The following is a 21,898-nucleotide window of genomic DNA, read 5'->3' as shown; positions in this document are numbered from 1 at the left end:
GAGCATCCTATTGTTTTTCATTTCCATCCCCTCTTCTACTACGCAATAAAAATAAGGCTCTTAAGTGATCTAAATCTACTTTACGAATCTCTACAAACTAACAGAACAATCCTATTTCTTTTTAATTAACAAATGGTTACAACCTAGAAATAACTTATGGTTATATCGAGTATAAGAGGATTTTTCTATATACATCATTAACTTATGCAGCAACTAAGCATAAGGCTCACTTGTGCTTATCTTTACTCTCAACAATCTGGAGTTTTTATGGCAAATCAATTGAGCAAAATCGCTGTAGGCGCAGGAATGTTAGCGGCGTCCAGTGCCGCTATGGCAGCCGACAAACCGAATATTCTGGCAATTTTTGGTGACGATATCGGCTACTGGAATATCAGCGCATACAACCAAGGTATGATGAGTTACAAAACGCCAAACATCGACCGTATAGCGAATGAAGGCGCGTTGTTCACAGATCACTACGGACAACAGTCTTGTACTGCTGGTCGCGCGGCCTTTATTACAGGTGAAGAGCCATTTCGTACGGGTTTGTTAACAATTGGTATGCCAGGCTCTGACCACGGTATACCTGATTGGGCGCCAACCATTGCAGATCTGTTAAAAGAACAAGGTTACATGACGGGTCAATTTGGTAAAAACCACTTAGGTGACCAAGATAAGCACTTACCGACCAAACACGGCTTTGACGAATTCTTCGGTAACTTATATCACCTAAACGCAGAAGAAGAGCCTGAAACTTATTACTACCCTAAAGACCCAGAGTTTCGTAAAAACTATGGCCCTCGTGGTGTCATTAAGTCTTATGCCGACGGTAAGATTGAAGACACTGGCCCGATGACACGAAAACGTATGGAGCACGCAGATGAAGAGTTCCTAGAGAGCTCTTTGGCATTTATGGAAAAAGCAGTTAAGGCGGATAAACCCTTCTTTATTTGGCATAACGCCACTCGTATGCACGTTTGGACTCGCTTGCAGGAAAAATACCAAGGTAAATCAGGTGTAAGCATTTATGCCGATGGTATGCTGGAACATGATGATCATGTAGGTGTTTTACTCGACAAGCTGGATGAGCTAGGTGTTGCAGACAACACTATCGTTATCTACTCAACGGACAACGGCGCAGAAACCATGACTTGGCCAGATGGTGGCGCAACACCATTCCATGGTGAAAAAGGTACAACTTGGGAAGGCGGTATGCGTGTTCCTCAACTGGTTCGTTGGCCAGGCGTCATTAAGCCAGGAACCAAGATCAATGAAATGATGGCACACCAAGACTGGTTGCCTACATTATTGGCAGCTGCTGGCGTACCTGATGTAAAAGAAAAACTGGCAGAAGGCTACAAAGCAAATGGCAAAGAGTGGCGTGTACATTTAGATGGTTATAACTTCATGCCATACTTTGAAGGTAAGGAAGAAAAAGGCCCTCGTGAGTCGCTGCTTTACTTTACGTCTAATGGTGAATTAAACGCTGTCCGCTGGAATGACTGGAAACTTCACTTTGCAACGCTTGAAGGGAACCTAAGTAACGCAGTTCGTTTTGCTCCGAACTGGCCTAAAATCATCCACCTACGCGCTGACCCATTCGAAAAAGGCCCAAGCGAATCACAAATGTACTTGCGTTGGATGGCTGACAACATGTGGCTATTTGTACCTGTTCAAGACGTTGTGGGAGAGTTCTTTAAAACACTTCCAGAATACCCAATGCAACGTGGCACAGCGATGAACCCTGCTTCACTAAACTACGACTCTCTAAAAATGCAAGAGAAGCTGCAGCAACTAGACAAAGTTGAACAAGAAATCAGCAAGTTTAAGTAAACTAAGTTAACGTTAGTTAATCAGTAACATTAAGCCAGCAGACCATTCTGCTGGCTTATGTGTATCGCCACATAGGAACTTACTTAAATCGTCTGTTTAGACTATGCAAAAGTACAAACTGAAAAACAAAAAAGGAGAGCTAACCTGCTCTCCTTTGTATTTTAACCGTGGATAAACTAAGCCACATTAACCGATTTAGCTAAACTGCTACTTTGGAAAAACTCATCATGCAATGCGCAAATCGCGTGCTGGTATTCCTTATCACCGACAACAAATTGAACATTTACATTTCTCAATGATGAGTGCAGTGCAACTGGCGTAACGCCATTATTCATCAATGCAAGCACACCTTTCGCCAACGTCTTGTTGGTATCAATTTGAGAACCGATGGCTGAGATAAGCGCGACCATACGACCTTTAATCGAGGCATTCGGATAACGTTTCTCGGCTTTATACAATACTTTGTTTAAGCTATCTGTACTGCCACCTAGATAGTAAGTAATAGAGTTAGCGTTCATCTCTTTACCAACCAAACTTACACGAGCATCGGAGATGATTTCCATCAATTCGTAACTAACGTTATCGGCTTTTCCTACCATTGCTTGGTCAAACAAATGCAGTGCAAATACTTTCTCTTTACCTGCGATGATCTCGACTTTGTCTTCTTCTGGGCGGTAGCTTGAAGAGATCAAAGTACCTTCGTGTTCAGGTTCGAATGTATTTTTAATCTGTAGCTCAATACCACTTTCACGCAAACCCGCAGCGGCATTTGGGTGAATCGCTTCCATGCCAAGGTTGGCAAGTTGGTCTGCTACGTCATAGTTTGTACTACCAATTGGTAATACTTTTTCAGGGCCAACAACGCGTGGGTCCGCTGAGCTCAAGTGGTACTCTTTGTGAATTACTGCTAAATCCGCTTTTGTTATTGCTGCAATTCGGCTAAATGTCATCTCACTATAACCCCGGTCATAAGTGTGCATTAGGCCCTCTTTACAGTAAGCATAACCTGTCACGATTGGCAGTTCTTTTGATACATCGATATCAGCAAACGCGTCACTGATCGACTCATCAAGGCTTCTTGGCGCTTGATTATCCCAACCAGACAGGTCAACGAACTTAGCGTTAATACCCATATTTTTTAGTTTTAGTGCTGTGTTGTAAGCACTATGTGCCTCACCGATAGACGAGAGAAACTCTCGAATTTGAGGCAAGTACTGGCGCAACGAAAATTGACCGTACTGACAGGTTTCTAAAATATTCGCGATACAGTTTTTCGCTTCAGCAATGCGGGAGCGAATGAATTTATCCGCACGGATACGATTCATTGGGTCCGCAAAAATATTTTCATTGGTCAGCAACATACGGCTTTCAACGTACGCTAACGCTTCTTCCCATTTGTCGTCGCGTTTCGCGATAAGCTGATAAACGCCTGGTTTACTGGTTTTTTTACACTCAAGCAGCGCATCGGTCATACCACCGTATGCAGATACGACAAAAATACGATTGTATGGTGTTTTGGGACGAAGAATAATATTGTCGAGAACAGCATCAAATGCTGTCATTGATGTACCGCCGATTTTTTCTACGGTAAATGTCATGATAAGCCTTTTTTGATTGGTAACTTTAAAAAGAAGAGATAGTAAAGTGTGGGGTGGCAAAGCACCCCACCATCATCTTTTAGTCAACGAGAGGATAAACACCGTTTTCATCGTGCACTTCAGCGCCAGTAATCGGTGGGTTAAACACACACGCCATTACCATTTCTTTATTCTTATAAGCTCTCAAGTAGTGCTCATCGTGTTTATCAAGGATGTATAATGTACCTGGTTTGATTGGGTACGTTTCTCCACCTACAACTTCAATCTCACCTTCACCACTCATACAAAACACCGATTCAAGGTGGTTTTGATAGTGAATATGAGTTTCTGTATCTTCATAAATCGTTGTGATGTGGAAAGAGAAACCCATGTTGTCGTCTTTCAACAACATGCGGACACTTTCCCAGTTATCTGAAACAACACGTCGTTCGCTGTTGCGGCATTCATCTAGAGTTCTGACGATCATAATTAAAATCCTTATTAAGATGCTTGTTTGAAATGTTTCGCAGCGATAGTCTCTACTGCATTTTCAAAGATGCTTAGTCCTTGATCTAGCTCTGATTCGCTGATGGTTAGTGGACAGAAGAACTTCACAACTTCATCGTCTGGACCCGCTGTCTCTATCACCATTCCATTCTCGAAACAGTTTTTCGCAATTTCAGATGCCATGTCACCATTGATACATTCAATACCAACCATCATGCCGCGGCCTTTTTTCTGCACAAACATTTGTGGAAAGCGACGAACACAACGGTCAATAACAGCACTTACCTTGTCTGAACACTGCTTGATGTGTGTTTCAAAATCATCGTTTGCCCAGTAAATTTCTAGTGCTTTTGCAGCAGTAATAAAGGCGTGATTATTGCCACGGAACGTACCGTTATGCTCGCCTGGCTTCCACTGGTCAAGCTCAGGCTTAAGTAATACGACAGCCATCGGCAAACCGTAACCACCGATCGACTTCGATAGCGTCACGATATCCGGTTGGATACCAGACGGCTCGAAACTAAAGAAAGTACCGGTACGTCCACAACCTGCTTGAATGTCATCGACAATCACAAGAATGTCATTGGCTTTACAGATTTTGCTCAAACGTTGTAACCACTCGTTTGAAGCAGCATTTAAACCACCTTCACCCTGCACAGTTTCAAGAAGTACAGCGGCTGGTTTATCCATACCTGCAGAGTTATCATTTAGCATGGTTTCGAACAGCGCGAGACCATCTACGCCAGCGTAACCTTCAAATGGAATACGAGTGACGTTACTTAGACTAGAACCGTTACCTTGTCTGTGATGCTGGTTACCCGTTGCAGCCAGTGCGCCAGCAGTACAACCATGGAAACCGTTAGTAAACGCAACGACGCTGTCGCGGCCTTTTACTTTTTTAGCCAGCTTCAATGCCGCCTCAACAGCGTTAGTGCCTGTTGGGCCCGTAAACTGAACCTTGTAATCCAAGTTTCTTGGTTTAAGGATGTAAGTATCCAACGCTTCCAGAAACGATGCTTTCGCTTCTGAGTGCATATCCAAACCGTGAGTAATACCGTCCATTTCAATGTACTCAAGCAACGCTTGTTTTAGTACTGGATTGTTATGGCCGTAATTTAGAGATCCCGCTCCAGCAAGGAAGTCTAAGTATCGTTCACCTTGTTCTGTTTCTAGCCAGCAGCCTTTCGCTTTACGAAAAACGACCGGGAAATTGTTTGAATATGAGCGTACGTTGGATTCCTGCTTTTTGAAAATATCCATGATGAGACCGTTTTTAATTCCTATTGTTTGAGGATTATTTGAGAGGAATGCGATACAAATATTCTGTATCGTGTTTGCCTTTAAAGTGGGCTTCTTCATCCAAAAATGTGCTTACTTGGCCAGAATTGCCGTTCATCGCATCTAACTTTTTGAACAGTGCCCAAGAGGCTTTATTATCTTCCGTGATGGTAGTTTCTACCGATTTAACACCGCCTAATTCCTCTCGGGTGAGAAGTTCTTTCAACATGCGGAATGCTAAACCATGACCTCTAAAGCGAGGTGAGACTGCAACTTGCCAGACAAATAAAACGTCTTGCTCGTCTGGTTTCTGATAACCGGAAATGAAACCTGCGATTTCGCCTTTTTGCTCAACCAAAATACTGGTTTTGCTGAAATGCGTAGACTGTAGGAAATTGCAATAAGATGAGTTCATGTCCAATGGAGGACAGTCTGCAATCAAGCTGTAAATGTCGTCACCATCAGAGATTTTAGGCTCACGAAAAATCCATTTTTTACTTGAGTCTTCTCCAATCTCTGGATAAAGGACCCAAGGTGCTGATGTGATCATGTGAAAATACATATCCTTTGAGGTCTAATTAAATTTCCTTTTTATTATGGGCATCCCTCGCGACTAAAAATCAAATAATTCGCCTTTTTATCGGTATTTTTGTGATTCAAATCACAAAAATAAACCTATTAACCAAAAGTTAAAATAGTTCGAGGTCTAATTTATTAAATAGTCACCTAAATGCACAGTACAAAAAACAACCAGAATAAGACCGTTTTCCATGCTGTTCATTTCTCAGAGAAAAATAGAAATCCAAAAAAAAGCGGCATGCTTTCGCATACCGCTTTTATCAATAATTTAACTGCTGATACTAGTTATTTTGATTTCTTAGAAACCGCCTTTGGACGAGGTTCATCCATCAAACCTTTTATCAAAGATACCGTTGCAACAAGTAAAACAATAGTAAACGGTAAACCAGTCGTCACCGCCATTGCTTGAGCAGCAGCTAGACCACCACCCAACATCAATGCAATCGCAACCAAACCTTCAAACGTACACCAGAACACGCGTTGTGGCGTTGGTGCATCGACCTTACCGCCCGCAGCAATAGTATCAATAACCAGTGATCCTGAGTCAGAAGAGGTAATGAAGAACACCACGACTAAGATAATGCCGACAAAAGATGTTATCTCAGCCAATGGCATAACATCTAACATGGCAAAAAGTTTTAAAGGTAGTTCTGCGTTAAACACCGCCTCGTAGCCATCATTAACGTATTGGCTAATTGCGTTACCGCCAAAAGCCGTCATCCATAACACACAAACTGAAGATGGGATAAGAATAACGCAAATAATAAACTCACGAACTGAACGACCGCGAGACACACGTGCGATGAACATACCCACAAATGGTGACCAAGAAATCCACCACGCCCAGTAAAACGCCGTCCAGCCTTGAGAGTAATTCACATCCTCTCGTCCAAATGGCATAGATAAGGCAGGGATATTAGCCACATAGGAAACGATGTTCTCGAAGAAACCAGTTAAAATCGCAATCGTCGGGCCAACAACAATAACAAATAGCAATAGCAGCGCTGCAAGACCCATGTTGATTTCAGATAAGATTTTCACGCCCTTATCGAGTCCAGCCACAACAGAGATTAAAGCGAGCGCAGTAATACCAATAATCAATATAACCTGCGTGGTATTGGTCATTGGGACATCAAACAGGAAGTTCAAACCCGTTGCGGCTTGAGACGCACCGTAGCCTAGCGATGTTGCTAAACCAAAAACCGTCGCTACCACTGCAAGAATATCGATAATATGACCAGTCCAACCCCATACACGCTCACCAAACAAAGGGTAAAAAATTGAGCGCATGGTGAGTGGCAAACCTTTGTTAAATGAAAAGATAGCCAGTCCAAGAGCCAAGAGCGCGTATATTGACCACGGATGAAGTGCCCAGTGGTAAATCGTCGCAGCCATCCCTAATGCCGAAGCTGCAGTTGCATCGCCCTCTGCACCACCTAGCGGTGCCCAGTCAGTACGTACACCATTCTCAACGCTCACGCCACCAATCGCAGAACTAAAATGGGACATCGGTTCTGATACACCGAAGAATACGAGACCAATGCCCATACCTGCAGCAAATAGCATTGCCAACCATCCGGCATAGGAATAATCCGGTGTTGCTTCAGTACCACCGATTCGCACACGGCCCAATGGTGTGAAGATCAATCCGACACAGACAATGACAAAAATATTACCTGAAGCGAGAAAAAACCAGTCTAAATTGTGTAACAAACCCGCTCGTAGGTCTGCAAAAAACGGCTCTACCTGTTCTCGGAATAATAGTGTTATCACAACAAACATGACGATTGCTAAGCCAGAAATTGCAAAAACACGGTTGTGAATATCAAGGCCAAATGGGCCTACCTTTAGCGCAACGTTATCCTGACCAATTTGATAGTCAGTATCTATTGCGTTTACTTTTCCATCGGGGCGTTGAATGCCACCGTTATTATCGGTGCTCACGGATAATCTCCTTAAAAATACGTGACCAAGTTTAAATTACTTTCGTCGGAGTTCGAGTAATGAAACGTCTTCATCACTACCAAGCACATGTTCATAAAACATTGTTCTTATAAGCGGTTACTCAATCCGCCATCATAATCTTAAAGCCCCCTATCTCTCATTGCATTTTATTGTTTTCACCATAAATAACGCCTATTGCCAAACCGAAGATATTGGCATGTTTCGATTAAAGTGATACTGCAGTTGTGCTTGAAACAGCTCCGCAGTTGCTAACGCATCCGTCAGGGCATGGTGAGGTTGATAAGCAGGGAGGCCATATCTTTCACGAGCGTGCCCTAATCGTACAGAACCGGGTTTCTTGCCTTTCAACTTATTGATAAAACCTCTGCATTCACGGCGTTGTATCGCATACTCAATATCTAACGTATCAACAACAGGAAACTGTATCCCCTCTCCGATGCTATTTAGCAAGGCGTTATTAAAGAACTGCCTTTCAATGTTCTTGTAGTGAACAAGTACCACTTTGCCTGACAACGCATCCAATATTTCACCCAAGATCTGAGACAGCTGCGGCGCGTTTTTAACCTCAGAGTCAGTGATACCGTGAATAATGACAGACTCGTGGTTTAACTCTCTGTTTGGGTTAACGACCCAATGAGCAGAACCATTACATTGAACACGATCAATAGTGAACGGCACAAGTCCGATCGTGAGAATGACATCCTCTTCCGAGTTCAATCCTGTTGTCTCAAAGTCTACCGAGACAAATGGCACTTGTTCAATTGGTGTTTCCCCATTAACCATCGGTGTCGAATAGTAGCGTTTGAGCCTCTCGTCTTTCGCTTCTTTAGCTAGTTGTTTGAACAACATTGACCACTCTGGCGTCTGGGATGTATCCAACAACGGCTGTTCTTTTTCTACTTTTTTTGAGAACCACATTATTTGCTACTTCTCTGGTATCGAAACTTAATGAAGTTCTGAGCGTTACTTAGAATTTGAAATGCTGCTTTTAAGTTTCGACGTTCAAATTCAGACATGTTCTCCGGCTCAATATTGTTGTCTGGCTCTTCTCCATTTTCTATATCAAGGGCTTGGTGACGAATTCGAACCATGTAGATTAGCTCCATCGCATCCCTTAAATCCAAACCTCGACCTTTCGGTAAAATGCCAGCATCATTAATGTCATCTAAACGGTCGAAAGAGTTTTGCGATCGCGAACCGATTGCCAGAGAATGCACCCGTATTAAATCGGCCAACGGAGCCGTCCCCCTTCGCTTCAAGTTAATCGAGTTGCGATGACGACCATCTTTCTCCATCACAAAGTCTTTGAAAAAGCCCAGTGGAGGCGTCCTACGTATTGCGTTATACGCCATACAAGCAAGAAAGCGGTTATTTCTTTTCGCTCGTCTCACAATAAAGCTGCTTAATTGCTCCGCCCATTTCACTCGCCCATGCACACCGAGGAGATCAAAAAAGATATTACTATTTAACAATCTCTCAGGGGTTGGATTGTCTATCCAGTTTCCAAAGCATTCTTCCCATTCTGCACGAGTTTTTCGCCATTCTGGGTTGGTAGCCATAATGTCTCCAGTACAATAAGCATAGCCGCATGCCGCTAAACCATCACAAACAAATTTAGCAAACTTTTCAAAGTACTCTCCGTGAATCTCAACGTCATAACTGTTATCGAGAATAAGGGCGTTATCTTGATCCGTTACAATTAGCTGCTCATCCCTCGCCATTGAACCCATTGCGACTAAACAATAAGGAATGGGCGCTGGGCCGAACTCTTGCTCAGCTAATTCAGCGAGGCGTTGTTTGAAACTACTGCCTATAACCGACATGGCTCGACCAATCATGTGCGCGTTGGCATCTTCATTGACCATTCTTACGAAACAGTCTTTTACTTGTTCAGAAACCTGCTTGAGATCCTCGACACTGGTTTGCTGAAAAATAGAGCTCACTAGCAATAGGCTGTTCTGAGATTCGTAACGAACGATGTCCGTCATGCCAATAATTCCTATCGGCTTTTTATCTTTTAAAATTGGTAAATGATGCACGTTGTAACGCAACATGGTTAACATGGCCTCAAACACATAGGCGTTATAATCCAATGAAACCACGTCATAACTCATGACCTCACTCACTGGAATATTGGTATCAATACCTTGAGCTAGTACGCGAATGCAAAGATCGCGATCAGTCAATATTCCAAGCAGCTGTTCATCATCTTCTTCTGTGAGCTCCTCTGTCGGGCGAATAATGAGCAGAGAGGTGACATTTTCCTCTGCCATTAGTATCGCAGCTTCCTGAATTGAAGCCGTTGCCTCCAGAGTTACTGGATCTCTTGCTAAGATTTTACGTGCCTTAGCGGTGGTAAAGTCATTGCTTTCGGAGCGGCTAGATATTGCGCTTCGCAAACGCGCGCTATCTTCCAGTTCCATGTAGTCCGCAAAGTTTTCAAACTCATCACAAAGTTCATTGAAGATGTTTTCCGGAATACAGTAAACGAGAGTGTCTTCTATCGCTTTGGCTGGCATACGTACGCGGTTGTTCATCAACAACCCCATCTGACCAAACAGTCCACCAGCATCAATCCTGTTGTAAAGTTCACCTTTACGTCGATAAATCTCTACCGCCCCACTTCTCACCATATACAAGTCGCGGATCGTATCTCCGAAGTTAAGAATTTTTGTTCCTTGCCGAAAGTATGCAACCTCGGCATTGAGAGCAATTTTTCTAAGCTGCTCTTCAGGTAGGTCATCAAAAGGTGGGTACTGGCTAATGAAATTGAGCACTTCTAACTGTTCGGCTTCCATTTTTTATTCCATACGTTGCCTAAACTACAGCGATAAATATCACCCTGAGTGAAATCAAGCAATAAATAAATCTAAGGATAACAGTACCTAACCGATTTCACAGGACCAAGCCTTAACCAAAAATTAGAGCTCTAACCTTTTTATATGTAGAGTTCTAAGCTATCACAGCTTATATCTATGCAAGCGAGTTGAGTTGAAATGTACAAAAAAATTCAAAATAAATTCAACCCTACGTCAGGGCAACGTTATGGCGGATAAAAACACATCACAAGCAATTGTTTTAAATATAAAAAATAAGAATTGAACATACCTTGCTCAACGAATTCTCTATGCACGGCAGAACTAGTTAACCAACCCCCTTTCGTTGAAAGTTGAACTAAAATTAATTAGAGTACAAATCGTTAAACAGTTATAAACACACGAAAAAGGACAGATAACATGGATCCCATACTGGAAGTTAAGGGACTGTATAAAGTGTTTGGAGAAGACCCAGAGAGAGCCTTCTCGCTTATCGACAAAGGCGTCGATAAAGACGGTATTTTTGAACAGACAGGTTTAACAGTCGGCGTAAACGATGTATCTCTCACCATAAATGAAGGGGAAATTTTCGTAATCATGGGCCTTTCTGGCTCCGGGAAATCCACCCTTGTTCGACTTCTTAACCGGCTCATTGAGCCGACTAAAGGTAGTGTTTATCTCAAAGGAAGAGATATCGCCCACATCTCCGAAAATGAACTTCGAGAAGTTCGTCGTAACAATATCTCAATGGTGTTTCAAAGTTTCGCACTCATGCCACACATGACGGTGATTGAAAATGCCGCCTTTGGTTTAGAACTTGCCGGCATCGACGTTAATGAGCGTCAGAAAAGTGCCCTTTCCGCCTTAGAAAGAGTGGGTTTAGACCCTTATGCAGAATCTTTCCCTGACGAATTATCCGGTGGTATGAAACAGCGCGTTGGTTTAGCGAGAGCGTTAGCCTGTGACCCTGACATCCTATTAATGGACGAGGCGTTTTCCGCTTTAGACCCATTGATCCGTTCTGAGATGCAAGATGAGCTTATTCGTCTACAGAACGATGACAAACGCACAATTGTCTTCATTTCTCATGATTTGGATGAAGCAATGCGCATTGGCGACCGTATCGCCATCATGCAAAACGGTGAGGTTGTTCAGGTTGGTACACCTGATGAAATATTACACAGTCCAGCAAATGATTATGTCGAAGCCTTTTTCCGCGGCGTAAACATCGCAAGTGTCTTGACAGCAAAAGATATCGCGCGCAAGAAGCCAGCGGCTGTTTTTAAGAAATCGGAAAATGACGGTCCAGGCTCTGCGATGCAGATTCTGATGGATCACGACCGTGATTACGGTATTGTCGTCGATAAATCTAGCCGATATTCCGGCATCGTATCTCTTGATTCACTACGTTTGGCTCATAAAGAAAACCGTTCGTTAGCCAGTGCTCAATTACCGGATGAAGTTACTCTTCAGCCTGATCAGTCAATTAATGACATTTTGGGTCTGGTTGCTGGTGTTCCTTATGCCGTGCCTGTCGTAGATGAGCAAGGAACTTACTTTGGTGTCGTGACTAAATCACGTCTTCTACAAACACTAGATAAGGATTAACACGATGTCTTCAGAGCAAACTAACAATGATCCCTGGTCAAATACTGCTCCTGCGCAAGATGATCCTTGGTCGCAAGGTACAGAGGCCGCGCCAAGTAATGATTGGCTCAACTCAGAAACTGTAGAGCAAGCACCATTCGATATTATGAACCCATTCCAAGATGCGGTTTTACCCCTCGATAGCTGGGTAGAGTCCGGTTTGAACTGGCTGGTGGAACATGGTCGACCTGTTTTCCAAGCAATACGAGTTCCAATCGACTTTATTCTAACGTCGTTTGAAACTGCTTTGGTGTCTACACCTGCGCCTATAATGGTACTCATTTTATTTTTGCTAGCGTGGCAGTTTTCCAATGTAAAACTTGGTTTTTCTACTCTTGTATCCCTTGTTTTCATCGGCCTAATTGGTGCGTGGTCACAAGCGATGACAACGCTAGCACTGGTGTTAACCGCCGTTTTCTTCTGTTTGCTTATAGGGCTACCAATGGGGATATGGTTGGCAAGGAGCCAAACCGCTGCCAAATTTGTTAGGCCAATATTAGATGCAATGCAAACGACTCCCGCGTTCGTTTACCTTGTACCAATTGTTATGTTGTTTGGTATTGGTAACGTTCCTGGCGTAGTAGTAACGATCATTTTCGCCCTGCCTCCCGTTGTGCGCCTGACTATTTTGGGTATTCAGCAAGTACCTGAAGAGCTTATCGAAGCTGGCCACTCTTTCGGGGCAAACAAAAAACAGATGCTTTATCGCATCCAGTTACCGTTGGCGTTACCAACTATCATGGCAGGTGTAAACCAAACCTTAATGCTGTCACTTTCTATGGTAGTGATTGCTTCAATGATTGCTGTTGGCGGCTTAGGCCAAATGGTACTTCGTGGTATTGGCCGACTTGATATGGGTCTTGCTGCCGTTGGTGGCTTAGGCATCGTTATTCTTGCGATTTTGTTAGACCGTATCACCCAGGTGTTAGGGGTTAATGCGGGCAACACTAAACTTCGCTGGTATCACACAGGTCCTGTTTCATACCTATTAAAACTGAAAACAAAGACGAACCAAGACGATCTAAAACTTAGGAGAAACATCAATGAATAATTCATGGAAGAAAGCGCTCTCTGTTGGAGCTCTAAGTACTATCGCATTTTCAACTTATGGTGTGGCAAGTGAACTACCGGGTGAAGGTGTCACTGTTCAGCCTGTTCAATCAACCGTTGCAGAAGAAACATTTCAAACGTTGATCGTAAACCGCGCACTTGAAGAGCTTGGTTACGATGTTAAACCGACCAAAGAAGTGGACTACAACGTAGGCTACACCTCTATTGCTAAAGGTGATGCTACTTTCTTAGCGGTTGGTTGGTTCCCTCTTCACGCCGATAAGTACACGATGTCTGGCGGTGATGATAAGTTCTTCCGTAAAGGCCAATACGTAAGTGGTGCTGCGCAAGGTTATTTGATCGATAAGAAAACCGCGGAAAAATATAACATCACTAACATTGGTCAGTTAAAAGATCCAAAATTGGCGAAGCTATTCGATGCAAACGGCGATGGCAAAGCGGACTTAACTGGTTGTAACCCAGGTTGGGGTTGTGAAATGGTTGTTGAGCATCAGTTGGATGCTTTCAAACTTCGTGACACAGTAACACACAACCAAGGTAACTACGCGGCGATTATCGCTGATACGATCTCACGTTACAAAAAAGGCGATCCGATTCTTTACTACACTTGGACACCGTACTGGGTAAGTGGCGTTTTAGTTCCAGGGAAAGATGTTGTGTGGTTAGAAGTGCCATTCTCTTCACTTCCTGGTGAGCGTAAGGACATTGATACGACACTAGAGAACGGTAAGAACTACGGCTTCGAGATGAACTCTATGCGTATCGTTGCCAATAAAGAGTTTACAGAAAACAACCCTGCTGCTGCAAAGCTGTTTGAAATCATCAAACTAAATATCAATGATGTTAGTGCTCAGAATATGATGATGAGCCAAGGTAAGAACAGCTCAGCGGACATCGAGTCTCATGTAAATGGCTGGATCAAAGCGAACCAGAAAAAGTTCGACGCATGGGTCGAAGAAGCGAAGAAAGCCGCAATGTAATCATGCCTTTATCAACCTCTAGAGCCAGTTGGTGTTATCAACTGGCTCTTTTTTTACACAAACGCCCCTCCCCCTTACATAGACATACCAACACTTACACTACTCGACCATAAACCCACATTATAATTCACGTTTATTTCACGCTTGCTTTGCTAAAAACAACACAACATAACAATTAAACTATTCGAATAAATATGAAAAACTTATCAAAGAGCTCTGTGTGGGGGCCTTTGCAGCCAATTGCTGCCTTTTCTTTGTTTTCGCTTCTATTTCTGTCTATCTCAAGAGTTTTGCTAGCTTTTTGGCAGATTGACCGTATTGACTCTCTAAACGACTTAATTTACATCCTAGGTCAAGGTTTGCGCGTAGATATTGCAACGCTTTGCTGGTTATTTATTCTTCCAGCACTGTTATCAACCTTCATGCCATTAACCGGTAAGATGGGAGAGTGTTGGAAGCGAATATTACGCATATGGATGGTTTTAGGGCTTTGGGTGCTTGTATACATGGAGCTAGCAACAGCGCCATTCATTCAGGAATACGACCTACGTCCAAACCGCCTGTTTGTGGAATACTTAATCTACCCAAAAGAAGTCATGAGTATGCTCTGGACTGGCTACAAATTAGAACTGTTTATTGGTGCGTTAGGTACAGTTTTAACCATCACTTTAGGTTGGAAGTGGAGCAAGAAACTGACCGATAAGGCGCAGCAGGTCAACTGGAAATGGCGACCACTATTGGCACTTTTCGTTGTTCTTTTTGGGGTTGCAGGTGCTCGCTCATCTTTAGGGCACCGCCCGCTAAATCCTGCTATGGTCGCCTTTTCTAACGATCCACTGCTTAACGACTTAGCACTGAACTCATCTTACTCATTGTTGTTTGCGGTTAATAGCATGAAGTCAGAAAAGAGCGCGGAGCAGTTCTACGGAAAAATGGACACTCAAAAGATGTTGGAATTAGTTCGCACTTCATCAACAAAGTCCGACTTCACCCCTTCATTACTCCCAACCATGAACAGTAACCCCGCGACTTACCAGGGTAAACATAAAAACTTAGTGATTTTGCTACAAGAAAGCTTAGGCGCCCAATTTGTCGGTGCTTTGGGTGGTTTGCCTCTAACACCAAACCTTGATGAACTCATGAAGGAAGGTTGGCAGTTCACACAAATGTACGCCACTGGTACTCGTTCTGTTCGTGGAATTGAAGCCGTAACCACGGGCTTTCCTCCATCTCCGTCTCGCGCGGTAGTGAAGCTGAGTAAAAGCCAAACGGGTTTCTTTACCATCGCGGACTTACTGAAAGCTCAAGGCTATCACACGCAATTTATTTACGGCGGTGAAGCCAACTTTGACAACATGAAAACTTTCTTCTTTGGTAACGGTTTTGATCAAATAGTAGAAGAAGACGATTATAACAACCCAAGCTTTGTTGGCTCTTGGGGTGTTAGTGATGAAGATCTATATAACAAAGCAAACGAAGAGTTTGAACGCCTTTCAAAAAGCGACAAACCTTTTTTTAGCTTAGTTTTTACGTCAAGTAATCATAGCCCTTATGAGTATCCAAAAGGCAAAATTGAGCCATACGATTCAGAATATATGACGCGTAAGAACGCCGTTAAATATTCCGATTACGCTTTGGGTACTTTCTTTGAAAAGGCGAAAAAGTCATCTTATTGGGATGATACCATTTTCATTGTAATTGCAGATCATGATGCACGTGTTTCTGGCGCTAACCTTGTTCCAGTTAAGCACTTTCACATTCCAGCATTGATCCTTGGTAAAGGCATTCAACCACGTAAAGATGACCGCATAGCAAACAACATAGACATGCCGCCTACACTGTTATCTCTGATTGGGGTAGATGCTAAAACACCGATGATTGGTCGTGATTTAACGAAGCCACTAGCTCGCGAAGATGAACGCGCAATGATGCAATACGACAAAAACTTTGGTTATTTAACGCGCGACAATCTCGTTGTGCTTTCCCCTGGTGAAAAGGTATCGACCCTGGCGTACGACTTTAAAGACCAAACCATGGAGCCGCTAGAGGTGGACGAGTCTATTGTCGAGCGTGCAAAAGCAAACGCATTATTTGCATCTAAAGCGTATCAAAACAACTGGTATTCTTCCAAACACACTCATTAACACCAATGATTCCGCTGATAAAAAGGAGCTAAACGGCTCCTTTTTCTTATTCTGTCACTTACCTTCGAGAATGTTCTACTGACAACTCCTGTCGTTCCTTTCCGTTAGATTGCCCCTACTATTTCTAATTGATTAAGGAACAAACCATGCTGACTATCAATTCATTCGTTCTCTACGTTGAGGACATCCACATAAGCCAAGTTTTTTATTCGAAACTGTTCGAACGCAAAGTCACGCAGTTGTCTCCAACCTTCGCCGCTATTCCACTGACCGAAGGCTTAACGTTGACACTCAAGCAAAGAGATAATCTTTCACCCTACAGCGGAATTAGAGGTGGTGGCACCGAGTTGCCTTTATCGGTGCCCAATAGTCATATGCTAGAGCGCATTTACAAGCGCTGGAAAGACCTAGGTGTTGAGTTTGTTCAACCACCAGCGACATCAGTGTATGGGTTAAATTTTATGGCTATCGATCCAGATAAGCATCGCATTCGTGTTTTCATAAATGAATAAAAATGCGTTAAAAATGCTTTTTACCCATTCCCAATGTGACTTCAATAAATTAGACTCAAGGAAATATCAAAAGCGGCGTAGTAATAAGAAGGAATGCCCATGAGCTCAAGTATGATCCTTAGCGAATCCCTAATCGAGAGCGGAAGAGATATCCCCCTCAAAGAACTGCTTTATGCAAAGCGCGTGCTGGATAACTACATGGCAGTAGCCAAAGAAAGTAGCCCGCTTGAGCTATTAACTGAGATGAAATCGGCAGCAAAGCAAGTAGAATACTTTACAACGACGAGTAACCCGTGTGAGGCTCGTAATGTCATCAGTCAGATGATTGATAAAATCGACACCGCGGAATCTTTTGCTTCGTTCAAAGCATTAGCAGGTAAGCCATCTCAAGCACTCAATGAACTAATTGAAGATCGAGCTCAGCTGATTAAACACGAACGAGAGCTCCTGCTCGCCTCAGGCTATGACGCCTCACGAATCTAATATACGCGACAGGCTAAAAGTCATAGCTAACAACGAAAAAGGAGCTCTTAAAGAGCTCCTTTTGCTTTTCAAAACCGGATACAAAAGACTTAAAGGCCGATATCTTCCGTTATTGCTTTGATTTGTTTGAGGTCCATTTTATAGACTTCAATCATTTGATCGACCTGACTTAGTCGTGAATTAGCTTCATCATGTTTATCACACGCGTCCGACTTCACGTCCCAAGATTTGCCTTCTAAAAATACGTCACACTCTTTCTTGAGTTTCTCAATCTTAGGTAATAATTTCGACCGTTCTTTCTCGAGAGACTCTAATTCTTGCGAAATTTTCAGCTCTTTCTGGAATACTTCGCGGGACCGCTCAAACATAGTCGCTTGCATATCCGCTTGACGACTCAACTTCTCATTTTCTGACTTCGTCGTGTTGATCTTATCTGCCTGCTGCTTCAATTGAGACTCTAGTGACAAGTTGACCTTCTCGACCTCAGTCAATTGCTTTTGCAACTTCTTAAGTGCTTTCTGGTGCGCTTCGTCTTTCGCGGCAAGTAACTCACTAACTTGGTTTTGTATTTCTTGGTCAAGCGCCTCTTCACGCACTTTTACTTGAGATTCCAACTGGGTTTTATCTTGCGTTAGTGCTTGATACTTTTCTTCTAATACGTGGTAAGTCGATTCCCACTTGTTCGCAGTGACAACCGATCCAACAAGGCCACCAAATGCCAAGCCTAACACCGCAGCGATTGCGATATAGATATGCGTACGTTTGTCACGCTCTTCAATGACAACTACGTCGTCTTGCTCTTCCATTTTGTTCTGAGAACTCACCGTATACTACTCCAAGGACTCTTTTACTTTGCTAGCGGATCAATTCCGCAAACATAATTGATGCTGTATAAATCAGAAATGCGCCAATTAATGTTATAACGGTCGCTTTTTGGACTTTTTCATTGGTTCGATAACGAAACAGCACAAATGCTACTGCAATCAACACCGCAATGGCTAATAATCTGGTCATACCGCCTCCTTGTCCACTCATGAAAAACTGCCTAGGTCCGTAGACTGTTTCACAAAGATTCATTGTAACCCATTTATACGTACCATAAGGTCAACTTAGCGTAGATTTTAAAATAAGTGCTCCGATTTTAATCAATTTTGTGTCCTTAATTGAATAACTTATGTCGTAACGATCGAAACACATTTATCGTTCTGAAGTGTTTTTGGGTTCCATTCCCTAACCCAATAAATTTTATTTATGCCGTGACTCGCACAAAAAGATTGGCAAACATACCTTCATGAAAATAGATAAGGTTATTTCATTGAAAATAAATTGACATAGGGTGTTGAAATGGACCAAAAACATGATAGAGTTCACACGTTAATGATGACCAGCATCATTAACTAACCTTTACTCATTTAATTGAGTAATTGTTCCGATGAAGACTGCAGGAGAGTGGTTATTAATCAAATTTTAACATTTGATTAGCATAACTCGCCGAAGAATTAACTATTTCAGGTGCTACCTAGGTAGCGGGGACTGTAGTTGGAGGAACCTCTGGAGAGAACCGTTAAATCGGTCGCCGAAGGAGCAAGTCTTGCACTCACGCAAGGTGAAACTCTCAGGCAAAAGGACAGAGGAGTGGAAAGTTACAACCTAACTATTTTGCTTGGCCTTCCCGCCTACAGCCAATAGCTTAGTTCTTTTAGAGATCGTTGATCTCGTCCTTTCCCTCTTCTCCTTATTAGTTGTTTTATTAAGGGGAAATCATGAACAACCTACAATCTTTACTACAAACCATCGATAATTTTGTCTGGGGTCCACCGCTGCTTATTTTGCTAGTGGGTACAGGTGTTTACTTCACTTTTAGCCTTGGCTTGATCCAGTTTAAACACCTCCCAACAGCGCTAGCGATGGTATTCAGTAAAGATAAGTCATCTAATACTCAAGGTGACGTTTCTAGCTTTGCAGCTCTTTGTACTGCGCTCTCAGCAACAATTGGTACTGGTAACATTGTTGGTGTTGCCACAGCAATCAAACTCGGTGGACCAGGCGCTCTATTCTGGATGTGGCTCGCTGCCCTTTTCGGAATGGCGACTAAATACGCCGAATGTTTGTTGGCGGTTAAGTACCGAAGAGTCGATGATAAAGGCCAAATGATTGGTGGCCCAATGTATTACTTGCAATACGGTGTTGGCTCAAAAGCTCTCGCGATCATGTTTGCAGTGTTTGCTTTAGGTGTTGCTTGTTTTGGTATCGGTACGTTTCCACAAGTAAACGCGATTCTGGATGCAAGTGAGATATCTCTTGGTGTTAACCGTGAGCTATCTGCCTTTGTACTAACTCTTTTGGTTGCTTTCGTAACTTTGGGTGGCATCAAATCCATTGCTAACGTTGCAGGAAAAGTGGTTCCTACCATGGCTGTATTTTATGTGTTGGCGTGTTTAAGCGTGATCATCATGAATGCAGACCAATTGTTCAATGCCGTTGAATTAGTGCTGGTTTCAGCCTTTACATCAACAGCAGCGACTGGTGGTTTTCTAGGTGCAAGCATCATGTTGGCAATCCAATCAGGTATCGCTCGCGGTGTGTTCTCAAATGAATCAGGTTTGGGTAGCGCGCCTATGGCAGCAGCAGCAGCGAAGACAGACTCTTGTGTTAAACAAGGCCTAATTTCAATGACGGGTACCTTTTTCGATACCATCATTATTTGTACCATGACAGGCCTTGCTCTAATCCTGACCGGTGCATGGCAAAGTGACCTAGCAGGCGCCGCGATGACGACTCATGCTTTTGCGGTGGGTTTAAATGCAGATACATTTGGCCCTATGCTCGTCTCAATCGGTTTGATGTTCTTCGCTTTTACCACCATTCTTGGTTGGAACTACTACGGTGAGCGTTGCGTTGTGTTCCTGTTCGGAACTAAAGCTGTGCTTCCATACAAACTGATTTTCGTTGGCTTGGTTGCATCTGGTGCATTCCTTCACCTCGATATGATTTGGCTACTGGCTGATATCGTAAACGGTCTGATGGCAATTCCTAACCTGATTGGTTTGATCGCACTGCGTCACGTCGTACTGGCAGAAACCAAACTGTTCTTTAGCTCAACATCGCAATCAGGTGAAGTTGAAGCAGTGAAAGCTTAGTGAAATGACAGCTGTTCGGTCACAAACTACCAGTAACGGAGAGCAAAGCACATTAGAAATGGTAAAAACATAAAGCCCGCTATTATTTAGCGGGCTTTATTTATCTTCGGTTAAATGGTTAATCTCTCAACCATTGATGCTCAACGTTTTCTCCACGTTCTTCAAAAAACTTCGCATTTTTTTGCTTGAATTGATCCGCTTTCAACTCTGATAGCGGCCAGTCTAAAAATGCTTCTGTTACAAACGAGTCGCCGACACCAACCTCAATCGATTCCAGATGTTTCCCGATGTAGCGATAAAAGTAGCCTTGCCCAAACGCATCGCACACCATAGGTACATGCCTGACACGTTGATGATTGACAGAGACCGAAGCCCAAGTCGTCGTTTTAGGTTCACAGGTTTGCTCTTTTACAACGTCGACCTCAAATTTATTGTCCATAGTTGTCGAAACAAAAACGACAATAGCGTCATGCAAATACACACGCCTGAGCAATAACTGTTTAGTGTCTTGAGTTCGCGTTTGTTGTATTCCATTAGCAAAAGGCTCGAAGTAGCCCCAGTGCCAAGACCAGATCATGCCGCGTTGCGCAAACTGTACTTGTGGCCACGTATGCCAAGCAACAGCGGCACCTATCCCCACAATAAATACAGCGAGTAGTATCAACAATCGATAAATATTACGCATTAAACGGGTTTTTCAATTAATAACTTCACACCAAGTGCGACTAATACTGCGCCCGTCGCGCCTTCCATCCACTTCATAAAGCTTGCATTCTTTAGTAGATTTTTAGCCGAGTTAAGCGCGCCAGCTAAACCACACTGCCAAACCATCGCAATAGCAAAGTGTACAGATGCCATCATCATTGATTGAAGCAAGGGTGAACCTTCTGGATTCACAAACTGTGGCAAGAAAGCCAAATAGAAGACCGCCGTTTTCGGGTTCAAGACGTTAGAAAGAAAGCCCTCTCTAAAAGAGCGCTTACCATTAAACACTTCGTGAATCTGCTCGGTCACGGTCAATCCATCTTTCGACGACATTAGCGCTTTTAAACTGCTCAAACCAAGCCAGATAAGATAAGCTGCGCCAATCATTTTTACGATTTGGAACAACTCTGCTGATTGCGCAAGAATCGCCGAGATACCAACCGCAGAAAAAAAAGCATGTACGAATAAGCCAAAGCAAATCCCTAGACTGGTTGTACATCCATCTTTTAGGCCCGATCGGCTAGTGTTACGGATAACAAGTGCAGTATCTAAACCTGGCGTTAACGTTAAAATCGTAATGGCAATAATAAATGCCTCGAAATTCAAAATATCCATATTATCGTGATAATTAATTGTCAATCCTTCATCAATACCGCCAATC

At 43.1% G+C, this 21,898-nt stretch carries 19 protein-coding genes and 1 riboswitch; of the genes, 8 read left to right on the top strand and 11 right to left on the bottom strand.

The window, feature by feature from the left end; all coding sequences use genetic code 11:
- Positions 1-267 precede the first annotated feature (267 nt).
- Positions 268-1,833, top strand: coding sequence for an arylsulfatase (locus tag H9L11_RS13990; RefSeq protein WP_186584300.1), 1,566 nt, complete (start codon positions 268-270; stop codon positions 1,831-1,833).
- Between the two features lie 176 nt (positions 1,834-2,009).
- Here H9L11_RS13990 and H9L11_RS13985 read toward each other — a convergent pair whose 3' ends face one another.
- From H9L11_RS13985 to H9L11_RS13955, 7 genes are all read right to left on the bottom strand, one after another.
- Positions 2,010-3,431 (bottom strand): aspartate kinase, encoded by a 1,422-nt coding sequence (locus tag H9L11_RS13985; RefSeq protein ID WP_005377768.1) that lies wholly within the window; start codon positions 3,429-3,431, stop codon positions 2,010-2,012.
- A gap of 79 nt (positions 3,432-3,510) precedes the next feature.
- Positions 3,511-3,897: an ectoine synthase gene (locus H9L11_RS13980; RefSeq protein ID WP_005377769.1), complete on the bottom strand. Its 387-nt coding sequence runs from the start codon at positions 3,895-3,897 to the stop codon at positions 3,511-3,513.
- Between the two features lie 14 nt (positions 3,898-3,911).
- Entirely contained in the window at positions 3,912-5,177 is a 1,266-nt protein-coding gene (gene ectB, locus H9L11_RS13975; RefSeq protein ID WP_017820939.1) for a diaminobutyrate--2-oxoglutarate transaminase, read from the bottom strand.
- A gap of 34 nt (positions 5,178-5,211) precedes the next feature.
- A complete protein-coding gene (gene ectA, locus H9L11_RS13970; protein ID WP_005393379.1) occupies positions 5,212-5,745 on the bottom strand; it encodes a diaminobutyrate acetyltransferase in 534 nt (177 codons plus the stop codon).
- Positions 5,746-6,059: 314 nt separating this feature from the next.
- On the bottom strand, positions 6,060-7,718 hold the full coding sequence (locus tag H9L11_RS13965) for a BCCT family transporter (protein ID WP_005377772.1): 1,659 nt from the start codon (positions 7,716-7,718) through the stop codon (positions 6,060-6,062).
- Positions 7,719-7,910: 192 nt separating this feature from the next.
- On the bottom strand, positions 7,911-8,657 hold the full coding sequence (locus tag H9L11_RS13960; protein WP_017820938.1) for a 3'-5' exonuclease: 747 nt from the start codon (positions 8,655-8,657) through the stop codon (positions 7,911-7,913).
- Positions 8,657-10,537 carry a DUF294 nucleotidyltransferase-like domain-containing protein gene (locus tag H9L11_RS13955; protein WP_005377775.1) on the bottom strand — a complete coding sequence of 627 codons (1,881 nt, stop codon included), beginning with the start codon at positions 10,535-10,537 and terminating at the stop codon, positions 8,657-8,659. The genes H9L11_RS13960 and H9L11_RS13955 overlap by 1 nt, the downstream gene beginning before the upstream one ends.
- 438 nt (positions 10,538-10,975) lie before the next feature.
- On the opposite strand from H9L11_RS13955, the gene proV reads away from it, so the two are divergent.
- From proV to H9L11_RS13925, 6 genes are all read left to right on the top strand, one after another.
- Positions 10,976-12,163 (top strand): glycine betaine/L-proline ABC transporter ATP-binding protein ProV, encoded by a 1,188-nt coding sequence (proV, locus tag H9L11_RS13950; protein ID WP_017633996.1) that lies wholly within the window; start codon positions 10,976-10,978, stop codon positions 12,161-12,163.
- 4 nt (positions 12,164-12,167) lie between these two features.
- Positions 12,168-13,253, top strand: a complete 1,086-nt coding sequence (gene proW / locus H9L11_RS13945) for a glycine betaine/L-proline ABC transporter permease ProW (RefSeq protein WP_005377778.1) — start codon at positions 12,168-12,170, stop codon at positions 13,251-13,253.
- Positions 13,246-14,253 carry a glycine betaine/L-proline ABC transporter substrate-binding protein ProX gene (gene proX, locus H9L11_RS13940; protein WP_005385703.1) on the top strand — a complete coding sequence of 336 codons (1,008 nt, stop codon included), beginning with the start codon at positions 13,246-13,248 and terminating at the stop codon, positions 14,251-14,253. The genes proW and proX overlap by 8 nt, the downstream gene beginning before the upstream one ends.
- Before the next feature lie 194 nt (positions 14,254-14,447).
- The gene (locus H9L11_RS13935) at positions 14,448-16,397 is read left to right on the top strand and encodes an LTA synthase family protein (protein WP_064376932.1); all 1,950 of its coding nucleotides are present in this window, start codon (positions 14,448-14,450) and stop codon (positions 16,395-16,397) included.
- A gap of 146 nt (positions 16,398-16,543) precedes the next feature.
- The gene (locus H9L11_RS13930) at positions 16,544-16,909 is read left to right on the top strand and encodes a VOC family protein (protein ID WP_064376931.1); all 366 of its coding nucleotides are present in this window, start codon (positions 16,544-16,546) and stop codon (positions 16,907-16,909) included.
- Between the two features lie 99 nt (positions 16,910-17,008).
- On the top strand, positions 17,009-17,392 hold the full coding sequence (locus H9L11_RS13925; protein WP_005377782.1) for a hypothetical protein: 384 nt from the start codon (positions 17,009-17,011) through the stop codon (positions 17,390-17,392).
- Positions 17,393-17,481: 89 nt separating this feature from the next.
- Here H9L11_RS13925 and H9L11_RS13920 read toward each other — a convergent pair whose 3' ends face one another.
- Both H9L11_RS13920 and H9L11_RS13915 read right to left on the bottom strand, forming a co-directional pair.
- Positions 17,482-18,216: a chromosome partitioning protein ParA gene (locus H9L11_RS13920; protein ID WP_033905210.1), complete on the bottom strand. Its 735-nt coding sequence runs from the start codon at positions 18,214-18,216 to the stop codon at positions 17,482-17,484.
- A 31-nt stretch (positions 18,217-18,247) separates the two neighbouring features.
- The gene (locus H9L11_RS13915; protein ID WP_005377784.1) at positions 18,248-18,406 is read right to left on the bottom strand and encodes a hypothetical protein; all 159 of its coding nucleotides are present in this window, start codon (positions 18,404-18,406) and stop codon (positions 18,248-18,250) included.
- A 527-nt stretch (positions 18,407-18,933) separates the two neighbouring features.
- Positions 18,934-19,033, top strand: a riboswitch (glycine riboswitch).
- Positions 19,034-19,155: 122 nt separating this feature from the next.
- Here H9L11_RS13915 and H9L11_RS13910 point away from each other — a divergent pair.
- The gene (locus H9L11_RS13910) at positions 19,156-20,532 is read left to right on the top strand and encodes a sodium:alanine symporter family protein (protein WP_005377785.1); all 1,377 of its coding nucleotides are present in this window, start codon (positions 19,156-19,158) and stop codon (positions 20,530-20,532) included.
- Positions 20,533-20,650: 118 nt separating this feature from the next.
- On the opposite strand, the gene H9L11_RS13905 is transcribed toward H9L11_RS13910, so the two are convergent.
- Positions 20,651-21,217: a hypothetical protein gene (locus tag H9L11_RS13905; protein ID WP_005385713.1), complete on the bottom strand. Its 567-nt coding sequence runs from the start codon at positions 21,215-21,217 to the stop codon at positions 20,651-20,653.
- Positions 21,217-21,852 (bottom strand): LysE family translocator, encoded by a 636-nt coding sequence (locus H9L11_RS13900; protein ID WP_017820932.1) that lies wholly within the window; start codon positions 21,850-21,852, stop codon positions 21,217-21,219. The genes H9L11_RS13905 and H9L11_RS13900 overlap by 1 nt, the downstream gene beginning before the upstream one ends.
- Positions 21,853-21,898: the final 46 nt, after the last annotated feature.

It is taken from the genome of Vibrio sp. sp1 (genome assembly GCF_016920955.1).
GTDB lineage: Bacteria > Pseudomonadota > Gammaproteobacteria > Enterobacterales > Vibrionaceae > Vibrio > Vibrio alginolyticus.
The sequence above is the reverse complement of the archived record's forward strand: the minus strand, read 5'-3'. Positions and strand labels throughout refer to the sequence as shown.

Coding starts and splice junctions, on each gene's coding strand:
- H9L11_RS13990 (WP_186584300.1), top strand. CDS start 268: ATGGCAAATCAATTGAGCAAAATCGCTGTAGGCGCAGGAATGTTAGCG.
- H9L11_RS13985 (WP_005377768.1), bottom strand. CDS start 3,431: ATGACATTTACCGTAGAAAAAATCGGCGGTACATCAATGACAGCATTT.
- H9L11_RS13980 (WP_005377769.1), bottom strand. CDS start 3,897: ATGATCGTCAGAACTCTAGATGAATGCCGCAACAGCGAACGACGTGTT.
- ectB (WP_017820939.1), bottom strand. CDS start 5,177: ATGGATATTTTCAAAAAGCAGGAATCCAACGTACGCTCATATTCAAAC.
- ectA (WP_005393379.1), bottom strand. CDS start 5,745: ATGATCACATCAGCACCTTGGGTCCTTTATCCAGAGATTGGAGAAGAC.
- H9L11_RS13960 (WP_017820938.1), bottom strand. CDS start 8,657: ATGTGGTTCTCAAAAAAAGTAGAAAAAGAACAGCCGTTGTTGGATACA.
- H9L11_RS13955 (WP_005377775.1), bottom strand. CDS start 10,537: ATGGAAGCCGAACAGTTAGAAGTGCTCAATTTCATTAGCCAGTACCCA.
- proV (WP_017633996.1), top strand. CDS start 10,976: ATGGATCCCATACTGGAAGTTAAGGGACTGTATAAAGTGTTTGGAGAA.
- proW (WP_005377778.1), top strand. CDS start 12,168: ATGTCTTCAGAGCAAACTAACAATGATCCCTGGTCAAATACTGCTCCT.
- proX (WP_005385703.1), top strand. CDS start 13,246: ATGAATAATTCATGGAAGAAAGCGCTCTCTGTTGGAGCTCTAAGTACT.
- H9L11_RS13935 (WP_064376932.1), top strand. CDS start 14,448: ATGAAAAACTTATCAAAGAGCTCTGTGTGGGGGCCTTTGCAGCCAATT.
- H9L11_RS13930 (WP_064376931.1), top strand. CDS start 16,544: ATGCTGACTATCAATTCATTCGTTCTCTACGTTGAGGACATCCACATA.
- H9L11_RS13925 (WP_005377782.1), top strand. CDS start 17,009: ATGAGCTCAAGTATGATCCTTAGCGAATCCCTAATCGAGAGCGGAAGA.
- H9L11_RS13915 (WP_005377784.1), bottom strand. CDS start 18,406: ATGACCAGATTATTAGCCATTGCGGTGTTGATTGCAGTAGCATTTGTG.
- H9L11_RS13910 (WP_005377785.1), top strand. CDS start 19,156: ATGAACAACCTACAATCTTTACTACAAACCATCGATAATTTTGTCTGG.
- H9L11_RS13905 (WP_005385713.1), bottom strand. CDS start 21,217: ATGCGTAATATTTATCGATTGTTGATACTACTCGCTGTATTTATTGTG.
- H9L11_RS13900 (WP_017820932.1), bottom strand. CDS start 21,852: ATGGATATTTTGAATTTCGAGGCATTTATTATTGCCATTACGATTTTA.